18 protein-coding genes and 3 pseudogenes are annotated in these 19878 nt (G+C 60.7%); 6 read left to right on the plus strand and 15 right to left on the minus strand.

Going from position 1 to position 19878, the window contains the following annotated elements; all coding sequences use genetic code 11:
• From CF70_RS06480 to CF70_RS06490, 3 genes are all read right to left on the minus strand, one after another.
• On the minus strand, positions 1-901 hold a 901-nt coding region (locus CF70_RS06480), incomplete at its 3' end, for a porin (protein WP_051648088.1).
• Positions 902-1571: 670 nt separating this feature from the next.
• On the minus strand, positions 1572-2414 hold the full coding sequence (locus CF70_RS06485) for a GntR family transcriptional regulator (RefSeq protein ID WP_035862144.1): 843 nt from the start codon (positions 2412-2414) through the stop codon (positions 1572-1574).
• A 171-nt stretch (positions 2415-2585) separates the two neighbouring features.
• Positions 2586-3629 carry an AraC family transcriptional regulator gene (locus CF70_RS06490; RefSeq protein ID WP_035862324.1) on the minus strand — a complete coding sequence of 348 codons (1044 nt, stop codon included), beginning with the start codon at positions 3627-3629 and terminating at the stop codon, positions 2586-2588.
• 129 nt (positions 3630-3758) lie between these two features.
• On the opposite strand from CF70_RS06490, the gene CF70_RS06495 reads away from it, so the two are divergent.
• On the plus strand, positions 3759-4670 hold the full coding sequence (locus CF70_RS06495; RefSeq protein ID WP_051648089.1) for a TauD/TfdA dioxygenase family protein: 912 nt from the start codon (positions 3759-3761) through the stop codon (positions 4668-4670).
• A gap of 9 nt (positions 4671-4679) precedes the next feature.
• A complete protein-coding gene (locus tag CF70_RS06500) occupies positions 4680-5240 on the plus strand; it encodes an RBBP9/YdeN family alpha/beta hydrolase (RefSeq protein ID WP_035862148.1) in 561 nt (186 codons plus the stop codon).
• A 243-nt stretch (positions 5241-5483) separates the two neighbouring features.
• Here CF70_RS06500 and CF70_RS06505 read toward each other — a convergent pair whose 3' ends face one another.
• Entirely contained in the window at positions 5484-6479 is a 996-nt protein-coding gene (locus CF70_RS06505; RefSeq protein ID WP_035862151.1) for a Bug family tripartite tricarboxylate transporter substrate binding protein, read from the minus strand.
• A gap of 221 nt (positions 6480-6700) precedes the next feature.
• Complete coding sequence (locus CF70_RS06510; RefSeq protein ID WP_035862154.1) at positions 6701-6931, minus strand: transposase domain-containing protein; 231 nt, start codon at positions 6929-6931, stop codon at positions 6701-6703.
• 368 nt (positions 6932-7299) lie between these two features.
• Here CF70_RS06510 and CF70_RS06515 point away from each other — a divergent pair, with 368 nt between their 5' ends.
• The gene (locus tag CF70_RS06515) at positions 7300-8571 is read left to right on the plus strand and encodes an MFS transporter (RefSeq protein WP_035862157.1); all 1272 of its coding nucleotides are present in this window, start codon (positions 7300-7302) and stop codon (positions 8569-8571) included.
• A 75-nt stretch (positions 8572-8646) separates the two neighbouring features.
• On the opposite strand, the gene CF70_RS06520 is transcribed toward CF70_RS06515, so the two are convergent.
• Positions 8647-9600, minus strand: a complete 954-nt coding sequence (locus CF70_RS06520; protein ID WP_235184913.1) for a LysR family transcriptional regulator — start codon at positions 9598-9600, stop codon at positions 8647-8649.
• Between the two features lie 51 nt (positions 9601-9651).
• Here CF70_RS06520 and glaH point away from each other — a divergent pair, with 51 nt between their 5' ends.
• A complete protein-coding gene (glaH, locus tag CF70_RS06525) occupies positions 9652-10581 on the plus strand; it encodes a glutarate dioxygenase GlaH (protein ID WP_035862160.1) in 930 nt (309 codons plus the stop codon).
• 117 nt (positions 10582-10698) lie between these two features.
• Positions 10699-11895 carry an alpha-hydroxy acid oxidase gene (locus tag CF70_RS06530; RefSeq protein ID WP_235184914.1) on the plus strand — a complete coding sequence of 399 codons (1197 nt, stop codon included), beginning with the start codon at positions 10699-10701 and terminating at the stop codon, positions 11893-11895.
• 14 nt (positions 11896-11909) lie between these two features.
• On the opposite strand, the pseudogene CF70_RS38875 reads toward CF70_RS06530, so the two are convergent.
• From CF70_RS38875 to CF70_RS06545, 7 genes and pseudogenes are all read right to left on the minus strand, one after another.
• A pseudogene (locus tag CF70_RS38875) lies at positions 11910-12019 on the minus strand (IS5/IS1182 family transposase); the annotation flags it as partial.
• Positions 12009-12159 (minus strand): annotated as a pseudogene (locus tag CF70_RS37455) (IS5/IS1182 family transposase); the annotation flags it as partial. The pseudogenes CF70_RS37455 and CF70_RS38875, both read right to left, overlap by 11 nt.
• 633 nt (positions 12160-12792) lie before the next feature.
• Complete coding sequence (locus CF70_RS06535; protein WP_035862168.1) at positions 12793-13773, minus strand: quinone oxidoreductase family protein; 981 nt, start codon at positions 13771-13773, stop codon at positions 12793-12795.
• A 468-nt stretch (positions 13774-14241) separates the two neighbouring features.
• Positions 14242-14592 carry a Rieske (2Fe-2S) protein gene (locus CF70_RS34520; protein ID WP_081862047.1) on the minus strand — a complete coding sequence of 117 codons (351 nt, stop codon included), beginning with the start codon at positions 14590-14592 and terminating at the stop codon, positions 14242-14244.
• Positions 14585-15286: a DsbA family protein gene (locus CF70_RS06540; protein ID WP_051648090.1), complete on the minus strand. Its 702-nt coding sequence runs from the start codon at positions 15284-15286 to the stop codon at positions 14585-14587. The genes CF70_RS34520 and CF70_RS06540 overlap by 8 nt, the downstream gene beginning before the upstream one ends.
• Before the next feature lie 4 nt (positions 15287-15290).
• Positions 15291-15557, minus strand: coding sequence for an alpha/beta hydrolase (locus tag CF70_RS38745; RefSeq protein ID WP_081862049.1), 267 nt, complete (start codon positions 15555-15557; stop codon positions 15291-15293).
• Positions 15499-16491, minus strand: a complete 993-nt coding sequence (locus CF70_RS06545) for a Bug family tripartite tricarboxylate transporter substrate binding protein (protein WP_035862172.1) — start codon at positions 16489-16491, stop codon at positions 15499-15501. Before CF70_RS06545 ends, CF70_RS38745 begins: the two co-directional genes overlap by 59 nt.
• Positions 16492-16655: 164 nt before the next feature.
• On the opposite strand from CF70_RS06545, the pseudogene CF70_RS06550 reads away from it, so the two are divergent.
• A pseudogene (locus CF70_RS06550) lies at positions 16656-17017 on the plus strand (transposase); the annotation flags it as partial.
• Positions 17018-17072: 55 nt separating this feature from the next.
• On the opposite strand, the gene CF70_RS06555 reads toward CF70_RS06550, so the two are convergent.
• Both CF70_RS06555 and CF70_RS06560 read right to left on the minus strand, forming a co-directional pair.
• A complete protein-coding gene (locus CF70_RS06555; protein WP_235184915.1) occupies positions 17073-17930 on the minus strand; it encodes a transcriptional regulator in 858 nt (285 codons plus the stop codon).
• 585 nt (positions 17931-18515) lie between these two features.
• Entirely contained in the window at positions 18516-19838 is a 1323-nt protein-coding gene (locus tag CF70_RS06560; RefSeq protein ID WP_035862175.1) for an NAD(P)/FAD-dependent oxidoreductase, read from the minus strand.
• Positions 19839-19878 lie beyond the last annotated feature (40 nt).

Genomic DNA, 19878 nt, shown 5'->3' on the forward strand with positions numbered 1-19878 from the left:
CGATCCAGTAGAAGTCGTCGCGCTCGATCAGACTGCCATTCTGGTCCTTGTTCTGACCCCAGCGGTAGCCGCCCATGATCTTTGCCGCGCCGAACGCATAGCTTGCCGCGACCGTCGCCTTCTTGAAGCTGCCGCTGCCGAGGGCGACAGCCGTTAGCGGGTTGGAAATGGTCGGGTTGAACTGGTCGTAAGCCAGGGCCACACCGACAGGGCCAGAGATATAGGTCAACCCTGCGCCGTAGGCGGTGTCGCGGCGGAACTGGCCCGGCACTTCGCCGTTGCCACCGAGCAATGGGCCGTTGGCCACCGTCGTCGGCAATGCCAGGCCGGTACCGAAGGACCAGTGTGCCAGTGCGGAGACCGAGCCGAACCGGCCGGTGTACTTGATGGTGTTGTCCTCGCGGAAGTTCGCGCCTGTCAGCATCACGATCGGTTCATACTGGGTGGCAAAGGCTGCCGGCACGAAGTTCGCGATGCTCTCGAACATCGAAGTGTACTGACGGCCGAAGGTCACCTGGCCGAACTGCGTGCTCTGGATGCCAACGTAGGCCTGTCGACCGAACAGGCGGCCGCCTTGCTGCGACGTGCCGGTATCCAGGTTAAAGCCACTCTCCAGTACGAAAACGGATTTCACGCCGTTGCCCAGATCTTCCACGCCGCGCAAGCCCCAACGCGAGCCGGACAGGCCGCCGGAGTCCATGCGGTAGACATGGTTGGACGGGCCCGCATTGAACTTGTTGGCTGCGGTGGGAACGGCGCCGACATGGTTGGCGAACTCAACGTTTATATCCGCCACGCCATATAGCGTCACGCTGCTCTGTGCGTGTGCGCCGCCGGTGCAGATTGCGCCCGCAGCGATGAGTGCGTGATTGAGCTTGCTCAGCTTTCTGAATGATCCCATTGCCTCCTCTCCTCTAGATTATTTTTTTCGCCTGTCACAAGCGATGCCATCAGCCACGCGTGTCGTGGCCATGGCGAAGAACACCCCAAGTTGCTTAGGGCGCCTCAACAGCAACCGCACCGACAAATCGGTTGCCCGGTCAGTTCCTTGAGTCCATGGACTCTACACCAAATATATTATTGTCGACAACAATAAATTTTAGCGCGGCAAGCCAGCCATTGGTTTACGGACCGATTCATCGATGCACAAGAATGGAGAGAACAGCAGATGGGGCGTGAGGCGGCCTCAACCTGATGCGGCGGGCCGACAGCCATGATGAAGTGCCATCCCGTGTGGATGATTGCAGCAGCGCGAGGGTGGAGAGAGCCGCAGATGACGGTGAAGCCGGGCAAGCGCCGTCGCTCCACGCCGTCGTCGCGCCGCAGGTAATGCTTGACAGTGCCCGGCTTGACAGTGCCCGGCCGGTCGCCTTGATTGGCGAAACCGTCCACGATGCCCCGCAGGTAGCACATGCGGGATGCGGTACGTCAATAGAGATTGGCAATACGGCTACACGCGCCGGACTGCTTCGCGTAGCTACCGCGGTGGCAGCCACCGGCACGAAGCATCAACAGAAGGAACTGCGTACCGCAGGCATCAAACCAGTAACCCTGATGGCCCGCAGGTGCAACTAGGCGGCCTTGCGCCGCCTGGCTGTTTGCGCAGTGTGCTCCCGCGTGGCCGAGCCTTTGTCGTCCTTTGAGACCACCGGAGCACCGGGCTTCATCTTGAGAGCACGCAGCGCGGCATCCCTCGCCTCATCCAGCCGCTTCTGGGCAACGGAGAGCAGCAACTTCTCGTCACGCTTCTGCGCCGCGTTTTGAAGCGCACGCCAGGTCTTCAACGAAGCAGGAATGGATTGCGGAGCGGCAGATAGTCCAAGGCGAGCGTAGCGCAACGTGCGAAGCGAGATGGATTGCAGCATGTCAACCAGCAATCTGTTGGCACACAAATCGACAATCGCAAAGTTCAGCAGAAAGCTCTCGACAGCATAGGCGTCGACCGACTCCTCCGCTGCCTTGGCAAGCTTCGGCATGCGCTCGTCGAGGACTTCCTGGAGTCCGTCCGAGTTCTCGCGCACAACCTGCTCCAGCATCGTAACGTAGAGTACTGCTCGAACCTTGAAGATATCGCGAAGCTCCATCTCGCCGGGCGCGGTGACGATGGCACCGCGCCTGGCCTGAAACTCGACCAGCCGGTCTCGTTCGAGGATGCGCATAGCCTCCCTGACCGGCGCGCGGCTTACATGCAGGACTTCGCTAATGTCCTTCTCAAGCAGACGCTGACCCGACCGGATCAGATCGAGCGTGATCACGCCCGCCAGTCTGGCGGCGATCTGTTCGGCAATGGGCGCGGATGCGCGTGCCCAGTCCTGCCCTCTCAGCACGGCGTGCTCGACGGCCAGCATCAGCTGGTTTTTTGGCGTGAGGAGGCTGGAGAGATCCGGGAGGTTTTCAGTCTTACTTCTGCTCATGGTTTCGAATACCGGTGTACTGTCCTGGACGCCGCATGGCTGCTGCGTAACTTCGGTATTCTATCCTTCCCCGGTCCTCGATCCGGCGCGATGCGCTGGCCAGGCGGAAGATCTCCGCGAGCCAGCGCAAGGAGCGTCCGTAAGTCCGTAATGCCCTGGCCTTATGAAGGCTTATGCCCTGCTCGCCCGCGGAGGTGCTGTCTGCCGGCGCACGGTGCCGCTTGCGGCCCGGCTCTCCTTGGGGCTGCAACCGAATTGCGCGTGATACCAGCGCGAGAATCCGCTTGGCGCGGAAAAACCCAGCAGGGTCGCCACCTCGGTCAACGGCCGATCGCTCTCGATGACGTGACGCGCTGCGAGTTCCGTGCGGATGTCGTTAACGATCGACGAGAAGCTCTGCCCCTGTTCCGCCAGCCGGCGCTGGACCGTGCGGCACACCACGCCCAGGTGCTCGGCCACCTGTTCGATGCTGCAGCGCCCACTGGGCAACAGCAGAAGGATCGTGCGACGCACGTCCTCAAGCATTGTCGCCTGCTGCGACATGGCGGACGCGTCTATCAACTGCTGCGCGTAGCGCACCATGGCCGGATCGGCCGACGGGTTGCGTGCATCGAGATCGGCCTTCGCGCAGATGATGCAGTTGAAGTCGTAGTCGAACTCGACGTGAGGGCCAAAAAACCGATGGTGTGCACTAAGGTCGCGCGGCGCCGGGTGCTCGAAGCATACGCGCCGCGGCTCCCAGTCGGGCTTGAGGAGCTGGCGAATCAACCGCACCATTACCCCTAGTGCCAGTTCAACCCTTTGGCGCGTTGGCTGATGTGCGTTGCCAGCCATTACCGCCTCGCGAATAATGACCAGTCCTCCGCATTCCTCGACCGTCAGCGACAGCGCACCATTGAGCATCGCCTGGTAGCGCATCAGCATGCCAAGCGAGTCGCGCAGCGTTGCCTGGTCGCGGATCAGCAATCCTACCGCCCCAAGATTGGACAATAGCCGCGACTCGGCCATGCACAGCCCGAAACTCTCGTTGCCTGACATGGTTGCGGACGCCTGGAGCAGGCGTCCAAAACGCTCGACTGGAATCATGAGGTCCGGCTCGCGCAGTACGCTCGGACTTATCCCTGCGTCAAAGAGCATTCGCACCGGATCCAGCCCGGCGGCACGGGCGACCTCGCTGTAGTTCGTGAGGGCCGCGGCGCGGACAAGTAACGACATCGGGGAACTGACGTAGGAGGGTGACATAGAATGATAAATGCCTGTCATGTATTGTCAAGCGGGAGAAACCCGCGACGCCCAAACTCGCCAGGATCGAAGGACACAATCGGCAATGGGAGACAAACGTTCATGATTCAACGCCTAAATGCGGCACCCGCAGCGGTCCGCGCAACCTCTCTGGGCAACTCGATCCATGTCGAGCCAGTCACCTGCACGATCGGTGCGGAGCTCAGCAACGTCAACCTGGGCGCGGCTGCCGAAGACGACCAGCTGATGGCCGAAATCCGGGCCCTGCTCTTAAAGTACCGCGTGCTGTTCTTCCGCGACCAGGACATCACTCGCGCGCAGCACGTGGCCTTTGCGCGCCGCTTTGGCGAGCTGGAGGACCATCCCGTGGTGGGCAGCCATCCCGATTACCCCGGACTGGTTCAGATCTACAAAACCCCGGACAGCCCTCCCGAGCGCAACGAGAATTCCTGGCATACCGATGCCACCTGGCGCGAAAAGCCTCCGTTGGGCTGCGTGCTGCGCTGTATCGAATGCCCGCCTGTGGGTGGCGACACGATGTGGGTCAACATGGTCGAGGCCTACAACCAGTTGCCCGAGGATATCAAGACGAAGATCGCCTCATTGCGCGCGCGCCACAGCATCGAGGCAAGCTTCGGCGCCGCAATGCCGATCGAAAAGCGTCTTGCACTGAAGGCTCAGTATCCGGACGCCGAGCACCCGGTGGTGCGCATTCATCCCGAAACCGGGGAGAAAGTGCTGTTCGTCAACGGGAGTTTTACGACGCACTTCACAAATTACAACGTGCCGGCCAACGTCCGCTACGGGCTGGACAAGGCGCCGGGTGCCAGCAATTTGCTTAACTACCTGGTCAGCCAGGCCACCATCCCCGAATACCAGGTGCGTTTCCGTTGGAAGAAAAACAGTGTTGCGTTCTGGGACAACCGCTCAACCCAACACTACGCAGTGATGGATTACCCCCCGTGTCACCGAAAGATGGAGCGTACCGCCATCATCGGTGACGCGCCTTACTGAAAGATCGACATGGCCTCTACGAAAACGACCGTTCTCATCGTCCCTGGCTTGCGTGACCATGTGCCGGAACACTGGCAGACCCTGCTGGCGGCGAAGCTGCCTGACGTGGTCAGCGTCGCTCCGCTTGAGCAAGACAAGCTGAGCTGCGCTGCCCGCGTCGACGCGATCGATCGTGCGCTGGCCACCATCGAGGGGCAGGTGATCATCGTGGCGCACAGCGCAGGCGCGATGATGGTCGCCCATTGGGCGGCAAGAGGCGCCAAACGCGAGATCCTCGGCGCACTGCTTGCAGCGCCCGCGGATCTCGAGACGCCCATGCCGGCAGGCTACCCGACAACCGACACACTGAGCGACCACGGCTGGCTGCCGATCCCTCGCGGCAAATTGCCGTTTCCGAGCATCGTTGCGGCAAGCAGCAACGATCCCCTGACGCGTCTCGATCGTGCCCGTGACCTGGCGCAGGCATGGGGCAGTCGCTTCGTCGAACTCGGCGAGGTCGGGCATCTGAATCCCGCGTCAGGCTATGGCGAGTGGCCGCAGGCCGAAGCGTTCATTCGCGAACTCTCGTGACCGAAACATGGCCGAGTGCCATCGGCCGGGAAAAAAGGACCTGGGCTGCGGAATTTGAAAATGACAGTGCCACCAGGGACCACCGGCCAGGTTCAACGACGATCCCAACGACCACGATCCGTGTGCTTACCTGACGGCCGTGCCGGAACGGTAGTAACCCAGCCGGCCAGTTGCGCGGCCGGGCTATTGCCGGGGCACCGGATTGCCGGGGCACCGGATTGCCGGGGCACCGGATATTTCTTATTATTCTGGCTGGTAGTTAATGGACTTCAGCAGCGCGGACTGTTGCTGGTATGCCTGCTTCAGGTCCGCCATCAACGCTTCCGAGGTAGCGCCCTCGCCCTGCTCCATGCCCATGTCCCTGACGCGGTTCTGCACTGCGGGTTGCTTGAAATACGCCAGCGTCGCCTCGCGGATTTTTTGCTGGACTGCCGGAGCGACATCCGGGCGGGACCACACGGCGAACCAGCCTGCTTCCGCCAGTTGCGGGTAACCGAGTTCCTTGAAAGTCGGCACATCCGGCAATCCGGCAATCCGCGTCGGATAGTTCAGCGCAATCGCTTTGATCTTTCCGGCCTTGATCAGCGGCAAGGAGGTCGTCACGCCATCGAACATCAGGGGCACATGGCCGCCCATCAGGTCGTTCAATGCCGGTGGAGAGCCCTTGTAGCCCACGTGCCGCATTTGCACATGCGTGAGTTGCCCGAGCAGCATGCCCGAGGTGTGGCCCTTCAGTCCCGCAGCGTACGAAGCGAAGACCAGTCCGTCTTTTTGCGATTTGCCGTAGTCCACCAACTGCTTCAGGTTGGAGACGGGCACATCCTTGTTGGCAACCAGCACCAACCCCGTGCGACTGATCTGGGCCAGGGGCTTCAGGTCCGCAAAGGGGTTGTAATGGACCTTGTAGGCCAACGGCGCTTCGCTCACGACGCCGCCCTGGATGACCAGGAGAGTATGGCCATCCTTGCCGTTGGACTGCAAATCGCTGATCGCCAGCGCGCCGGCGGCACCGGGCTTGTTCTCTACGATGACCGGCTTGCTCAATGTCTTCTGCAGCCCGTCCGCCAGTAGCCGCGCCAACGCGTCGGCACTGCCGCCGGCTGGCCCCGCCACCACCAGACGGATCGGCTTGCTGGGCCAAGCCTCCTGGGCCTGGGCCATGGGAATCCCACTGGCGACACCGACACCGATCGCCAAGGCGTAACCGCGCCACCGGAAGTTATTAGTCTGCTTCTTCATGTCTATACCTTTTTGATTGCTACGCTTTGCGTGTCTGGAAAGGTCTGTCGCCGATGACCTCGATGCCGCGTTTAACCTTCAGGCCGGCGATCCTGCGGCGGGCTTTGCGATACATTCACCCTCTGTCCTTTGTCCTTTGTCTATTCTCGGATCGCACCGGGTCAACCGGCTTGACCGATTACGACAAGTCTTTGCCATTTCGCGCAAACAGCGGGAAAACCCTAGCAAGATATAGCGAGCGCACTTTCGAAGCCGTCTCCTGCGAGCGCTGCCAGTATCAGCCGTGCAGGGATCGAGGTCTTGAGGTTCCATGGCCGCAAGGCCTCGTCGTCGTCGACGCTCGCGGCGAACGGCAGCGCTTTGAACAGGGCAACGAGATACGGGTATGTATCGATGCCGTTGGCCCTGGCGGTGTCCGCCAGGGAGTGCGGGTTGGCCGAAGCGCTGGCCATTATGGTGATCCCGTGCTCCCTGCGTCAGCGGATTACTGTCATAAAAGGCCAAGTTCAAGGCGTGCAAGGTAAAGCGGGAAGTAGCGCCAGGCTAGATGATCCGGTGCGAGAAGTCCTTGACGAGCGTCGTGTCGTCGAACGTGATGCCGCCTTGCTCGTGGGCCTTGACTGATCGAGCTTCGAATCCCAAAGCGCGCACGGCGACACAAGGAAAGCGCCCGGCAATGCTGATGGCCAGCAGTCACCACTGCCGCCCTGGCCCGAAAGCCTTGCTTCACACCGTCCACACGACAGCAGGCTGCACTAATAGCCATCAGTTTCGAGAATCACTAGAGGAGACAGAATTGAACCCTTGTACGAGTAACGCGATGCCGGCTGAGCCGGCCGCGGCTACCACTGGTGCCCGACCCTACGCGTGGGTCGTGTTTGCATTGATGTTTTGCCTGTTACTGTCCGACTACATGTCGCGGCAGGCGATCAACGCCTTGTTTCCACTCTTGAAAGTGCAGTGGCAGATTTCCGATACACAGCTCGGTTCGATTAGCGGCGTGGTGCCGTTGGCGGTCGGCGTGCTGACCCTCCCATTCTCCATCATCGCGGACCGCTGGGGACGAGTCAAAAGCATTGCACTGATGGTTGCGGTGTGGAGTGTCGCCACGCTCGGGTGCGCCATTGCCAGCACCTACCACGAGATGTTAGTCGCGCGCTTGTTCGTTGGTGTCGGCGAGGCTGCCTACGGAAGTGTCGGCTTCGCCATGCTCGTGAGCGTCTTTCCAAAGCATATGCGGTCCACCATTGCCGGAGGCTTTACGTCTGCAGCCGCTTTTGGGTCCGTGCTCGGTGTTTCGCTTTCCGGCATCATTGCGACGCACTTTGGCTGGCGATGGTCGATGGGTCTGATGGCGATCATTGGCTTCGTGCTGGTGATCATCTATTACTTCGTAGTCACGGAAGAAAAACTCGCAAGCGCGCAACCGGACAATGCGAACGGAACTCAGGTATACGGGCATGTGAAACTGACACCGCGTGCGCTTTTCTCTGGCCTGTTTCCGTCCCGTTCCGTCTTTTGCGCGTACCTCGGCTGCGCCCTGCAGATCTTCGTTCAGGGCACGCTTTTCGTGTGGCTGCCCAGCTACCTGAATCGCTACTGGGGCATGCCAGTCAGCCAGGCGGCCGTACTGGCGGCCGGGCTCGTCCTTGTCAGCGGCCTGGGCCAGCTCATGTGCGGTGTGATGACCGATCGGATCAGCGGGGATTCGTCGCTCAAGCGGTGGAACATGGCCATTGGCTATTGCCTCGTGCTAGGCACTCTGCTGGCGATCGCGTTCCGCTTGCCACAAGGTAATCTGCAACTCGCCCTCCTTGCGCCCGGGGTGTTCTTCCTTGCGAGCTCGTTCGGCACATGCAGCGCGATCATTGCCGGAGCCACACCGCCAGCCATTCATGGCTCGGCATTTGCCACACTGACGCTGTTCAACAATATACTGGGCCTCGCAGCAGGCCCCTTTGTCACCGGTATGGTAGCGGACGCGGTCGGTCTTCAAGTCGCCTTGCGCTGGCTACCGCTCGCGGCAGTTCTGCCCTTCACCGTGTTCCTCATTGGCAGATGGTGCTACGTCGCGGAAACGCGACGCGGCTGAGCGCGCTGCCGGCACCCAACCCATCGTCCCCACGATCCTCCATCGCGGGGACGATGCAGGATCCCGTTGATCGATTCAAGCACGGCCATTGAATATCTCGGTTCCGAGTTGCACGAATGCCCGTACCGCCGGGGATATTTCCCGACGCCTGTGAGCCAGCGCCAGGTGCACTGAGAACTTAAAGTCGGCGATCTGCGTGTAAAAGATGCCTGGCTGGGAGAAGTTCTGCATTGACTCAGGCACGATGGCCACTCCGTATCCCGCGGACGCGAGGCAAATCGCGGAGATGAAATCCTGGACGCGATATTCCAGATGAGGCGTGAACCCTCCGGCTTTGCCCAGGGCGGATAACGCAGACCCGAATCCTTCCTCGTCCGCAAACTGAGGGACGATAAAGGACTGGTCCGCTAGCGCGCGCGCTGAAACCGTCCCTCGCTTTGCAAGGGGATGGCTTCCTGTCATTGCGGCCAGCAGGCGTTCAGTCTGTACGATTTTCGTGATGACGCCGGCCGGATAGAGCCGTCTTGGCCTGACAATTCCCACATCGATCTGACCATCGCTGAGCGCTTCGAGCTGCCTTGGCGTTTCCATTGGCACGACTTCGATCCGGACCATCTCGTGTGATTTCCGAAACTCGCTCAGCATCATGGACAACAGGCCACTGCTTGCGCCAGATGCCACATAGCCGACACGGATGACGCCAGCCAGCCCTCGGGCAGCCAGGCGTCCCACCTGGTCGGCTCGCTCAATGTGCCGCAACGCCGCGACAGCCTCGGCGTGGAACAGGTGCCCCGCGTCGGTAAGTGACACCGGCTTCCTTTTGTTCCGATTCAAGAGCGTGACCCCCAAATCCTGTTCAAGGCGCTGGATCTGGGTGCTGAGCCCTGATTGGGCCACACCCAGGCGATCTGCCGCCTTCGCAAAGTGAAGCTCTTCCGCCACGGCTAGGAAACACTGCAACTGGCGAACGTCAATCATCGTTTTAATCTCGATTTCGGAACAAAGATTACTGTTTTCCATCTGGATCATATCAAAGAATCCAGATGAAATAGCGCCATACAACATCCCGGAGAGCTATCGATGAATGCCCCGCTTCCTGCGGCAGTGCTTGCCAGCAATGACGAGCCCCGCTTCCAGTTGTCTGCCCACGCAGATCACCATCGCATCCTGCATGTGACCGTTGAGCGCGAGGCCCTTCTTGGGTTCCTGCACGACGTACGCAAGGTCGATGTTCAGAACCTCGAGTATGTCCCCTTCATGCGCTACGCCCTCGCGGATGTACTCGCGAAGCACGTCGGCGAGGACTTCGCCACGACCATCAACGGCGTTGTGAAGAATCGGCAGCAGGGTGGCTTTACGGTAGGCCTCCAGGGACTGACGACGGACGCCGACGATTTCGTTCGCTTCGGCACTGCCATCGGGCACCTCCTGGGCCCCAGCAACCACGATGCGATGTCGGGCAATTACTATGCTCGCTTCGTGGTCAAGCACACGGACGATAGCGACTCCTATTTGCGCCAAGCCTATCGACTCTTCACGATGCATACCGATGGCACCTTCGTTTCCGAGGCGACGGACTGGCTGTTGATGATGAAGTTTGCGGAACAGAATGCAATCGGCGGCGAGTCCCGATTCCTGCATCTGGACGATTGGGAGGCGCGTGACCGGTTTGTCGGTCACCGTCTCGGGACGCAGCCTTTCCTCTACAAGGCACCGGGCTCCAAGAATGTCGGCGACAGGGTCGAGCGCCCGCTCTTCTTCCAGAATGAGTTCGGGTTGTCGATGTCCTTCATCGATCAGTTCGTACAGCCTCGCAATCGCGAGGAGGCTGCATTTCTCAACGACCTGTCGACTTCCATGGAAGCTTCGCCGGGAACAAAGGAAGTGTCGCTACCCGTCGGCGATCTGGTTGTGCTGAACAACTACTTCTACCTCCACGGGCGTGCGCCGTTCGAGAAAAACGAGGCGCTGTTCCGTGAGCTGATGCGCCAGCGAGGCACGTTCGCCTGATTATCGATGTGATCCGGCGTGGCTGATAGTGACAGCGGTTGGGCCTGATAGACGCTTCAAATCAAGATGACATCTCAAACAGAAGTTGCAGAAAGCCAAGCCGCCCCGAGCGCTGGAATGCCTGCCAAGGCTGCCAAGCCTGCCTATGGCGCCAACCGTCAGCTTCATGGACGACTGCGGCCGATCCTCTCGCTTGCCGATTTTGAAGTCGCGGCAAAGAGAGTGCTTCCGCGCCCGATCTTTGGCTACATCGCCGGTGCGGCGGAGGATGGAAAGTCGCTTGCCGCGAACAGGACGGCATTCGACGAGGTCAAGTTTCGCCCCAAAGTTCTTGTCGACGTGTCGGGAAGGTCGCAAGCGACTGAGATCTTTGGGCAACGTTACGCGTCTCCCTTTGGCGTGGCGCCCGTTGGAATCAGTGCGATTGCCGCTTACCGCGGCGATGTGGTCCTCGCGCAAACAGCGCGGGAAGAGCAGATACCCGCAATCATGAGCGGCACGTCCTTGATTCCGATGGAAGCCGTTCACGCGGCCGCGCCAGGTACGTGGTTTCAGGCCTACCTGCCGGGTGACGCCGCGCGCAGGGATGCCCTGATTGAGCGGATTGAAGCGGCCGGGTTCGCTACGCTTGTCCTTACGGTTGATATTCCCGTTTGGGCCAACCGGGAGAATAACGTCCGTACTGGCTTCTCTTTGCCTTTGCGACCATCTGTCCGCCTGGCATTCGATGGCGTGTCTCGGCCGCGTTGGCTGGCCGGGACGTTCGCCAGAACGCTCGTTTCGAGCGGGATGCCGCATTTTGAGAATTCTTTTGCGTCTCGCGGCGCGCCGATCCTGTCGGCCTCCGCCATTCGCGATACGACGGGACGCGATCACCTGAGCTGGACGGATATCGAGCGAATCCGGAAAAGATGGCGCGGCAACCTGGTCATCAAGGGCATTTTGCATCCGTCCGACGCCGCACGCGCTGTCGCCTTGGGCGCCGACGGCATCATTGTCTCGAATCACGGCGGGCGCCAATTGGACGGTGCCGTGGAACCGCTTGCTGCCTTGCCGGAGATTTGCGAGGCAGTCGCGCACAAGACAACCGTCATGATGGACAGCGGTATCCGCCGAGGCGGTGATGTGCTGAAAGCGTTGGCACTGGGCGCCCGTTTTGTCTTCCTGGGGCGACCTTTTGTTTACGCGGCGGCCGTTGGGGGCGCCGAGGGCGTTCGCCACGCCATAACGCTCTTGCGCGATGAGGTCGACCGGAATATGGCCATGCTCGGTGCGACGACCATCGCGGACGTGAACAATACCGTCATCGTCTAGGGCCACAGAACCAGCCGAATTGCATCGCGCTTCCCTGCTCCCGTGCAGCCGCATCGCCAAACGCATGGTCCTCGTGGCCATGCGGCAATGCCTGCGCCTGCGATACGTTCGACTCGTTGGCCGCTGGGGTCGTTTGGCTGGTGCGCCGCCATCAGCCGCTGCCACGGCACAACGCTTTTCAATCGCCGCCAGGAAGCGCTGCCGGCGCGTTGCCCTCTTCTTACCCTGCCCTTACGCTTCCGCAAGACTGACTGGACGCTTCATTTCCGCACCTGACTTGTACACATGCTCATGGCAACGCACCCAGCCGAAGTCGCGGCGACTCGCGCACCGAGTTGATCGGCATTTTCCTGGCGTCATGTGATCGGGATTGAGCACGCATGCCCTAACCGGCGTGCTCACGCCGCGCGGCGTCATTCGGAATTGAAGGGTGCAGGTCGCGGGTAGATGATCGGAAGCCGTACGTGCATTCAGGGGGGAGGCGGCATTCACGTCGTGGCTATGCCTGGTTCCGGGCAACATGATCTCTGTTGGCAAGATACTGCCGTCAAAGACGCGCCGCTTGTCCAGCAAAGCCTCTGCCGCGCGGCGTCGTGTTGCCGTCGCATTCGGCGAGCCGGAAACCACACCGAGCGGCTTTTGCCGACGGCTGCCGGTGCGGATCGGCGACGCCAAGGCGATCGCTATCACCGCTTCCGCCACCGTTAATGAGATCGCGGCGCTCTTCTGCGACACACAGCGCCAATGGCGTGGGACATGTGGATCCCGACGCCACGTACAACGAAGAGCGCTGCCGACAGCGGTCCTGAACAACCTGACCCGACTGCCAGATCACCGGGTTACGCTTCGCTGGCCAAAACAGCCTGACGGCTCGCGTTTCCCAGGAAGCGGGAACACTCAGATCTCGAAAATGGACGAGCCCGTGGTCTTTCGGGCTTCCAGGTCCCGATGCGCCTGCACGGCGTCCTCCAAGGCATAGCGCTGGTTGATCTCGATGCGGATGCGGCCTGCCGCCACATGGCCGAACAGCTCATCGACCAGTGCCGCCTTCTCGGCCGGATCAGCGATGTAGTCGGCCAGGCCCGGGCGGGTCAGGTACAGCGAGCCCTTGCGGGCCAGAATCTGCGGATCGAACGGCGGGATCGTGCCGGAGGCGGTACCGACGCAGACCATCAGCCCGCGGCGCTTGAGGGAGTCCAGCGAGGACATGAAGGTGGCCTTGCCCACGCTGTCGAAGACCACGGACACACCCACTCCGTCCGTCAGTTCCCGCACGCGCTTGGCCACATCCTCATGGCTGTAGTTGATCGTGTGATCGCAGCCGTGGGCGCGCGCCACTTCGGCCTTGGCATCGGTCGAAACCGTGCCAATCACCGTCAGCCCAAGCAATTTGGCCCATTGCGAAACAATCAGGCCAACACCGCCTGCTGCGGCATGCAGCAGCACGGCCTCGCCCGCCACGAAAGGATAGATTCGACGCACCAGGTAAGCAGCGGACAAGCCCCGCATGGTCATGGCCGCCGCGGTTTCGCAACTGATGGCCTCCGGCAGTTTGATCAGCAATGCGGCAGAAATCAGCCGCTCAGTGCTGTAGGCGCCTAGCGTGTTGATAAAGCCCGTGTAGGTCACACGGTCGCCGACCGCCAGCTGGGTCACGCCGGCACCAACTGCCTCGACCACGCCGGCCGCCTCGTTGCCAACGCCGCTGGGCAGCGGAACCTGGTAAATGCCACCGCGGAAGTAGGTATCGGCAAAATTCAGGCCCACGGCCACGTGGCGGACGCGGACCTCTCCCGGTCCCGGCTCACCAACCTCGACGTCCTCGAAACGAAGGACCTCGGGCCCACCCGTTTCGTAGAATTTAACGACTTTTGCCATGTTGTCTCCTGTTCTGTATCAAAAATGACAGTTCGCCTGCGGCTTGCCGCTTGCACTCGCCAAAGGACAAATGAATTTGGTGGCACAGTTGGTCAGGCTGCAGAAAATTTGCCATGGGCGGCTTGGGAAAGCCACCTATGGCCTCTACTGGCTAGCAGTGATGCTCAATGCTTAAGCAGGAACGGCTTGGATTGCTGCTGGGCTCCGGGCGCTCAAGCGTCGCTGCGTATCGGCCTTGTGCTGTAGCCATTGCGGACCGGAGGGCGCGAAGTGCATTTGCATCTCGCTTAGCCGGTTGAAGTCAGCGTGTCCTTCGCGATGAGTGAATCATCTGGCCTGGCGCTACTTCCCGCTTTACCTTGCACGCCTCGAACTTGTCCTTTTATGACAATAGCCCGCTGACGCAGCAGCACCGGATCGCCGGCTACCGCAGCTTCGAGCCGGACGGCGACGCAAGGCAAGACTGCATTACGTGCGCGGACCCGCTGCCCGACGCACCAATTCTGACGGGCGTAGCCAAAGTTGCCTGTCCTCCACGACGACTTCATAGGTGCGGATACGCAAGCCCGGAGATGCGGTGCATTGGCCGTTGCGAATGTCAAATCGCAAGCCGTGTGCAGGGCAGCTGATAACGTGCTCAACACACGAACCTCCCGCCATGGAGGCTCCCGCATGCGGGCAACTGTTTTCCATGGCAAAGAACTGGCCGCCAAGGTTGAACACGATTGCCGATTGACCGTCTTGCAGCAAGACCAGCTTGCGTGCGCCTGGAGCCAGCGACTCCGGAGGCCCGACCGGAATCCATTCGGAATCAGGCATCGGATTTGCACTCGCTGTCCAAACGCCCGGCCGCCACGGCTTTCTGCATGATCTGAATCAACTCGCTTGCCGGAACTGCGCCAGTGACCGGCCACTGCCCATTGAAGACGAGATGAGGAACCCCTCCGGCATGGCCGGCCCCCATTGAGGACGGGACCGGAGAGCACGCCCTGGCGTCCCAACTGAACCCTGACGATTGAGCCAGGGCTTGCAGTGTCTCGGTCGAACCGATGTCTTGCCCCTGGGAGAAGAATGCACAGTAGATGGACTCTACCAACTGGTACATGGCCTCCGGCACCAGCCTGGACTGGGCCGCATTGACCAGGGCACATGCCAGCGCCGAATTCGGGAAGGTCGCAATGGCTTCGAAGTTCAGCGACAGGTCGACCGATTCGGCCACAGCGCGAATCTGTGCGCGGCGCATCGCCACAGCCGGCTGGCCACCAAGCCTTGCTTCATAGAATTCCTGGTACGGAATGCCTTGCGCAGGAATCTGCGGCAGCAAAGCATTGGCATGCCATATCGTTTCCAGCACCAACCCAGGATGCTGCTGTCGAATGGTTGCCCATGCTGAACGCAGATTACGCAACCCAATCCAGCACCAGGGGCAAATCAGGTCAAGGAAAAAATCAACGCGCAGAGTTTGCGGCGATGTGGCGGCAGGAACCGCACCCGAAAGTTCAGAGTAATTCACGCAATCATTCCTTAGCGCCCGGCCAGGGGCCGTATCCGGATGCAGGGTTGATATGACCGCCATCACCAGGATCGACAAGGCGAGAACGCCGGTCACCCGCCAAATGGACGACCCGCTCGAAGCTGGCCAAGGGATCAGGACGGCTGGCTGCTATCGGGCTGGGAAATGGCGGCTTTGTCCCGGGCAGCGCGCAATGCCGCGCACGGCACATCTTATTCCTCGAGCCTGATTCCTGCGTCGTTGGCGATCTTCGTCCAGACTTGCAGATCATTCCGGACGATCTCGCCCAACTGCGCTGAGGACTTTACAGGAGGCGGCTCGAAGTTCAGTTTCTTCATCAGGGCCGCGATCTCCGGCAACGCCTGCACCTTGTTGGCCTCATCGGCCAGCCGCTTCACGATTGCCGGACTAGTTCCCGCCGGCGCGAACATGCCGAACCATCCCACCGTGCTGAACTTGTAACCCTGTTCACCCATCGTTTTGACGTCGGCGAGCTGGGGAGACCTCACGTTGCCCACAATGGCAATGCCGCGCACCTTCCCGGATTGCAGGAACGGAACCGCCACGCTGGGATCGGTCCAGCCGATCTTCAGCACCCCCGAGGATAGTTCGGTGAGCAGTTGACTGGATGTCCGATATGCAACGTGTTCGGTCTTCATGCCGGTCTGCTTCTTTAGCCACTCCATCGTCAAGTGCGCGGAAGAGCCGGTGGCCCAGCTGCCATAGCTGTACTTGTCCGGATTCGCCTTCACCAGCGCGATGAGTCCAGGCAAGTCGTGCACCGGCAGATCCGGGCTCACCAGCAGCAACACCCCACCCACCGCAGTTTGCGCGATCGGCACGAGGCTCTTTCTTGCCTCCTGGGAAATGGGCTTGATGACCGCCGGCGCAACCACCATGTTGGATGCCGTTGTGTAGAGAATCGTGTAGCCATCCGGCGCCGCCTTGAGGACGGCGTTGGTCCCGATCACCCCACTGCCACCCGGCCGGTTCTCCACGACCACGGATTGCTTCAGCGATTCGGAAAGGCGCCGCGCCATGACCCGCGCCAGCGCGTCGGTTCCCGATCCGGGAGACGACGGCACGATCATTTGAATCGGGCGCGCGGGCCAGGCTTCCTGTGCCTGGAGCGGACCTGCCGCGCACAAGGCAATGATTGCCTCGGCGCACAGCGCCGCTGCGAGCAGCTTTTTCAGTAATGACATCGTCTCCCCCATGTTTTCCGGACTATCACCCAGCCTGCCAGGTGCTGCTTGCCTCACCAGCGCAACTGTGCGGCAGGCGATTTCTATTGGCCCAGGCTATCGTGAGCACGATCATAGCAGCGCTAAATTTTAATGTCGACATTATTGTATTCATGCGGTGCACGCGACATGCCGCCACCGGCTCCTCGCGGTGCTCGATGGTGAACTTGACGCCAGCGGGCATCGCCGACAGCACAGGGGCGTTGGCGGTTCTGGAGACGCTAACGAAGCGCCGGCCGGGACTGAGGATCTGTTTGCAGATGGTGCGTACGATCGTCGCACTTTGATGGATAAGGCCGCGATGCTCGACTTCGTCGTGCAGGTGATGCGCCGCCACGAGGATCAGGTTGGCTTCGCGGTGTCACCCTGGCGTTGGGTGATGGAGCGTACCTTCGGATGGAGGGACTACGAGCGGCGTCCTGATGCGTCCGAGACCATGGCCTATATCGCAATGGGCGGGCTGCTACTGCGCAGAGTCGCCCATCCTTCATCCTTCAGTTTTCAAACGGGCTCTTGGTGCAGCTGCCGAGTCGTTTTAACGATCAGACTTTCTCCAATGGCGAAGGGAAATCGGTGGCGGCCAGCCATTGCGCGGTGAAGCGCCCCATCGCATTTAACAATACGTCGGAGTTGAGGCCTGCCACTCCTCCAAACGCCGGCGAGATGACCAACGCCGTATTGTCCTGGGTGTACACCTGCAATCTCACGGGTAAATCCGCTGGCTGCAGTATCGCGTCCGTACCTCTCGCATTGGAGAACTCGAATGCGCGCAGGAAGTCGTCCGCATGGCATGCGCCTATGCAGACAATTACCTTGGGCTGCATGCGTTGCCTCAATTTCGCAATGAAGCGGAAACGGCCACCCGTCCGGCATAGACTGAGGTATCGACTCTGGGGATTAAGCGCCGGTTGGTTCCGGTACACCCTGGCCCAGCATCTGTTTCCGCTTGCGCCCGTGGGCAAAGGAAACAGACTGATCCTGAATTCCCCGCCGGAGGGACCGTAAAGGTGGTGCATGAAGTAATGCTTCCAGTCGCATGCTTCTGCGCCAATTGCCGCCGAGCGCGCTGAGGAAATGAGCTTTGCCGCTTTCTGATGGCTTTGCCAGCGCATCATACTTTCCTGATTCCGCTGTCGAAAGTATTTGTCCCATACAACTGGCTCGTGCAAAGGATTGAGCGGTGCTGTCAGCGACTTGCCATCGGTCTTTGGCGTAATGTCGCAGAGCCAGACGGGCGCGGCGGGATTTCCGTGCATGCCGACATAGGAAGCAAGGTAAGCATCTACCTCCTCACTGGACAAACCGGCAATACTTGATGGGTTTCCTTGAACCGCATTCCGAATGCCGTCGCTCGGCGCAACCCCGCTCAATCCAACGGCAAGCGCAGCTAGTGCGTTCATGCTTCACGCCTCTTATTGGTTATAAAAACTATAACGATAGGAGTGGAGCTTAACCACTTCCGACAGCATTGCAAGCCCGAGACCTGTCCGATGTTGACGGGGTGCAACACTCGAAACTCAGGCGTCAGCGGCGTGGCGCCATATCTTCCCCGCCTCTAACGGCACGCAAAATCCGCTGGTGCCGCACGCAAGTGTGCAAGGGAAAAACCGCCTGCCGCCTGGCTCTCCCGGCATCGTCCGGTGCATCCAACCGTCTTCCGGACATGAGTGTCTCCGAGGTTCCCGCCGGATATGATGAAACCCTCACGTGACGGACCTCAAATCACTATTCAGCGTTGGCTGACAACAACATGAGAATTAAGAGACATCTATTTCAGATGTAAATATGTTTAAATTCACCCTTCGCAGCGTCGCTGCACCACTTACGCGCACGCTGCGCGAAACCGGAACGGGCACCCCGCACAGTTCCGGTTTTTTTTCACACCCAGCGTTCCCATGCGGCAGGCAGGAAGCCCTCCACAGGGCAGCAAGGAATATTCCGTCGCCCCCTTCGGGCCTGACGAAGGCCCGGCTCCGCAAGCCTCCCTAGACATCCCCTCCTGCGCCCGCCACTTCACGCCTGAGTCGAAGCGATGCACCGATGCGCTTGAAAGGTTCAGGCGGCATCCAGCCTGGAAGGCTGTTTGCCATGATGAAGTCGAGCTCCCTGCTCCGCATGCCGTTCATGTACTCGGCCATGAAGTGGCCGAGATACGTGCCCTTGACAACACCGACACCGTTGCACCCCACGGTGCTGAAGAAGTTGTCCCCATCCTTGCGGAACACGGAGTGATGGTTGAGCGTCATGCTGATAAGCCCGCCCCATGTGTATTCGAAGCGCTTACCGGCAATGGAGGGAAAGCGCGCCTCGAATGACCTGCGGTGGTTTTCCCATGCGGCCTGCAGGCAGGTGTCGCTGCTGCGCAGCGCAGGCTGAACGTGAAACGTGTTGCGCACAAAGATGCGCCCGTCAGGCGTGTAGCGGACGGTGGTTCCGGCCGGGTGCGCCGATGTGGTGCCCCAGGGCCGTACCCCGTTGAAATGGGCCGAGACTTCGCTGCCGCATAGCGGTTCGGTCAGGCTCGCATAGGTGAAGAGTGAAGCCAGCCGGTTCCCGACGCGGCCGAATGCCTCGCTGAAACTGCCGACGGTTAGCGCCAGCACGTCAGCGCGCAAGGTGCCGCCCAGGAACTTCAGGGTATGGACTGGCCCGTAGTCGCAGGCCACTACCGGGCTCGCCGTGAACAGCGTGACGGATTCCGGTAGCGCAGCGGCCAGACCGCGAACCAGGGCCGCCGGGTTTACCAGCACGTTGCCGGGTGTATAGACCGCCGCCTTGTAATAGCTTGTGCCGAGCCGCCGCGAGAGGGCCTGTCCTTCCACGACTTCATATTCGAAGCCGGCGGCCTTCAGGGCATCGGCAAAGCACTCGAGCCTGGCGAGATTGCCTTCCTCGTGCGCCGACATGTATTTCCCCGCGTCGTGCCAGCCGCAATCGATGCGGTATCGTTCTTTCAGGCTGCGCAACTGGCCGATGGCAAGATTATTCAGCGCGAACAGCTGACGCTCGTATTCGGCGTCCGGCTGTCCACCATCCACGTTGTGCGGCACATCGATCAGGAAGCCAGCGTTGCGGCCCGAGGTGCCCTGGCCGATCTCAAGTGCGTCGATAAGGGCGATCCTTGCCTGCGGACGGATCTCCGCCAGCCGGCGTGCCAGCGAGATCCCGGTGAACCCGGCCCCTACGATGGCAACATCGAAATGCTGCTCCCCCTTGAGGCGCGCTCCGAGACCGGAATGACGGGAAGGTGATGATTCATACCAGCCGAGATCACCGTCGATGGCTGGTCGTTTGTGTATGGATTGCATTGATAAATTGGCTGCCCGGGAAGAGCAGGCGCCATTTTAT

This window comes from Cupriavidus sp. SK-3, from assembly GCF_000611145.1.
In the GTDB taxonomy this organism is placed as follows: Bacteria; Pseudomonadota; Gammaproteobacteria; order Burkholderiales; family Burkholderiaceae; genus Cupriavidus.

Excerpts from the sequence above, each read along its gene's own strand:
- CF70_RS06485 (WP_035862144.1), bottom strand. The coding sequence starts at position 2,414 with ATGAGCAGAAGTAAGACTGAAAACCTCCCGGATCTCTCCAGCCTCCTC.
- CF70_RS06490 (WP_035862324.1), bottom strand. The coding sequence starts at position 3,629 with ATGTCGTTACTTGTCCGCGCCGCGGCCCTCACGAACTACAGCGAGGTC.
- CF70_RS06495 (WP_051648089.1), top strand. The coding sequence starts at position 3,759 with ATGATTCAACGCCTAAATGCGGCACCCGCAGCGGTCCGCGCAACCTCT.
- CF70_RS06500 (WP_035862148.1), top strand. The coding sequence starts at position 4,680 with ATGGCCTCTACGAAAACGACCGTTCTCATCGTCCCTGGCTTGCGTGAC.
- CF70_RS06505 (WP_035862151.1), bottom strand. The coding sequence starts at position 6,479 with ATGAAGAAGCAGACTAATAACTTCCGGTGGCGCGGTTACGCCTTGGCG.
- CF70_RS06510 (WP_035862154.1), bottom strand. The coding sequence starts at position 6,931 with ATGGCCAGCGCTTCGGCCAACCCGCACTCCCTGGCGGACACCGCCAGG.
- CF70_RS06515 (WP_035862157.1), top strand. The coding sequence starts at position 7,300 with ATGCCGGCTGAGCCGGCCGCGGCTACCACTGGTGCCCGACCCTACGCG.
- CF70_RS06520 (WP_235184913.1), bottom strand. The coding sequence starts at position 9,600 with ATGATCCAGATGGAAAACAGTAATCTTTGTTCCGAAATCGAGATTAAA.
- glaH (WP_035862160.1), top strand. The coding sequence starts at position 9,652 with ATGAATGCCCCGCTTCCTGCGGCAGTGCTTGCCAGCAATGACGAGCCC.
- CF70_RS06530 (WP_235184914.1), top strand. The coding sequence starts at position 10,699 with ATGCCTGCCAAGGCTGCCAAGCCTGCCTATGGCGCCAACCGTCAGCTT.
- CF70_RS06535 (WP_035862168.1), bottom strand. The coding sequence starts at position 13,773 with ATGGCAAAAGTCGTTAAATTCTACGAAACGGGTGGGCCCGAGGTCCTT.
- CF70_RS34520 (WP_081862047.1), bottom strand. The coding sequence starts at position 14,592 with ATGCCTGATTCCGAATGGATTCCGGTCGGGCCTCCGGAGTCGCTGGCT.
- CF70_RS38745 (WP_081862049.1), bottom strand. The coding sequence starts at position 15,557 with ATGATCTGCAAGTCTGGACGAAGATCGCCAACGACGCAGGAATCAGGC.
- CF70_RS06545 (WP_035862172.1), bottom strand. The coding sequence starts at position 16,491 with ATGTCATTACTGAAAAAGCTGCTCGCAGCGGCGCTGTGCGCCGAGGCA.
- CF70_RS06555 (WP_235184915.1), bottom strand. The coding sequence starts at position 17,930 with ATGAACGCACTAGCTGCGCTTGCCGTTGGATTGAGCGGGGTTGCGCCG.
- CF70_RS06560 (WP_035862175.1), bottom strand. The coding sequence starts at position 19,838 with ATGCAATCCATACACAAACGACCAGCCATCGACGGTGATCTCGGCTGG.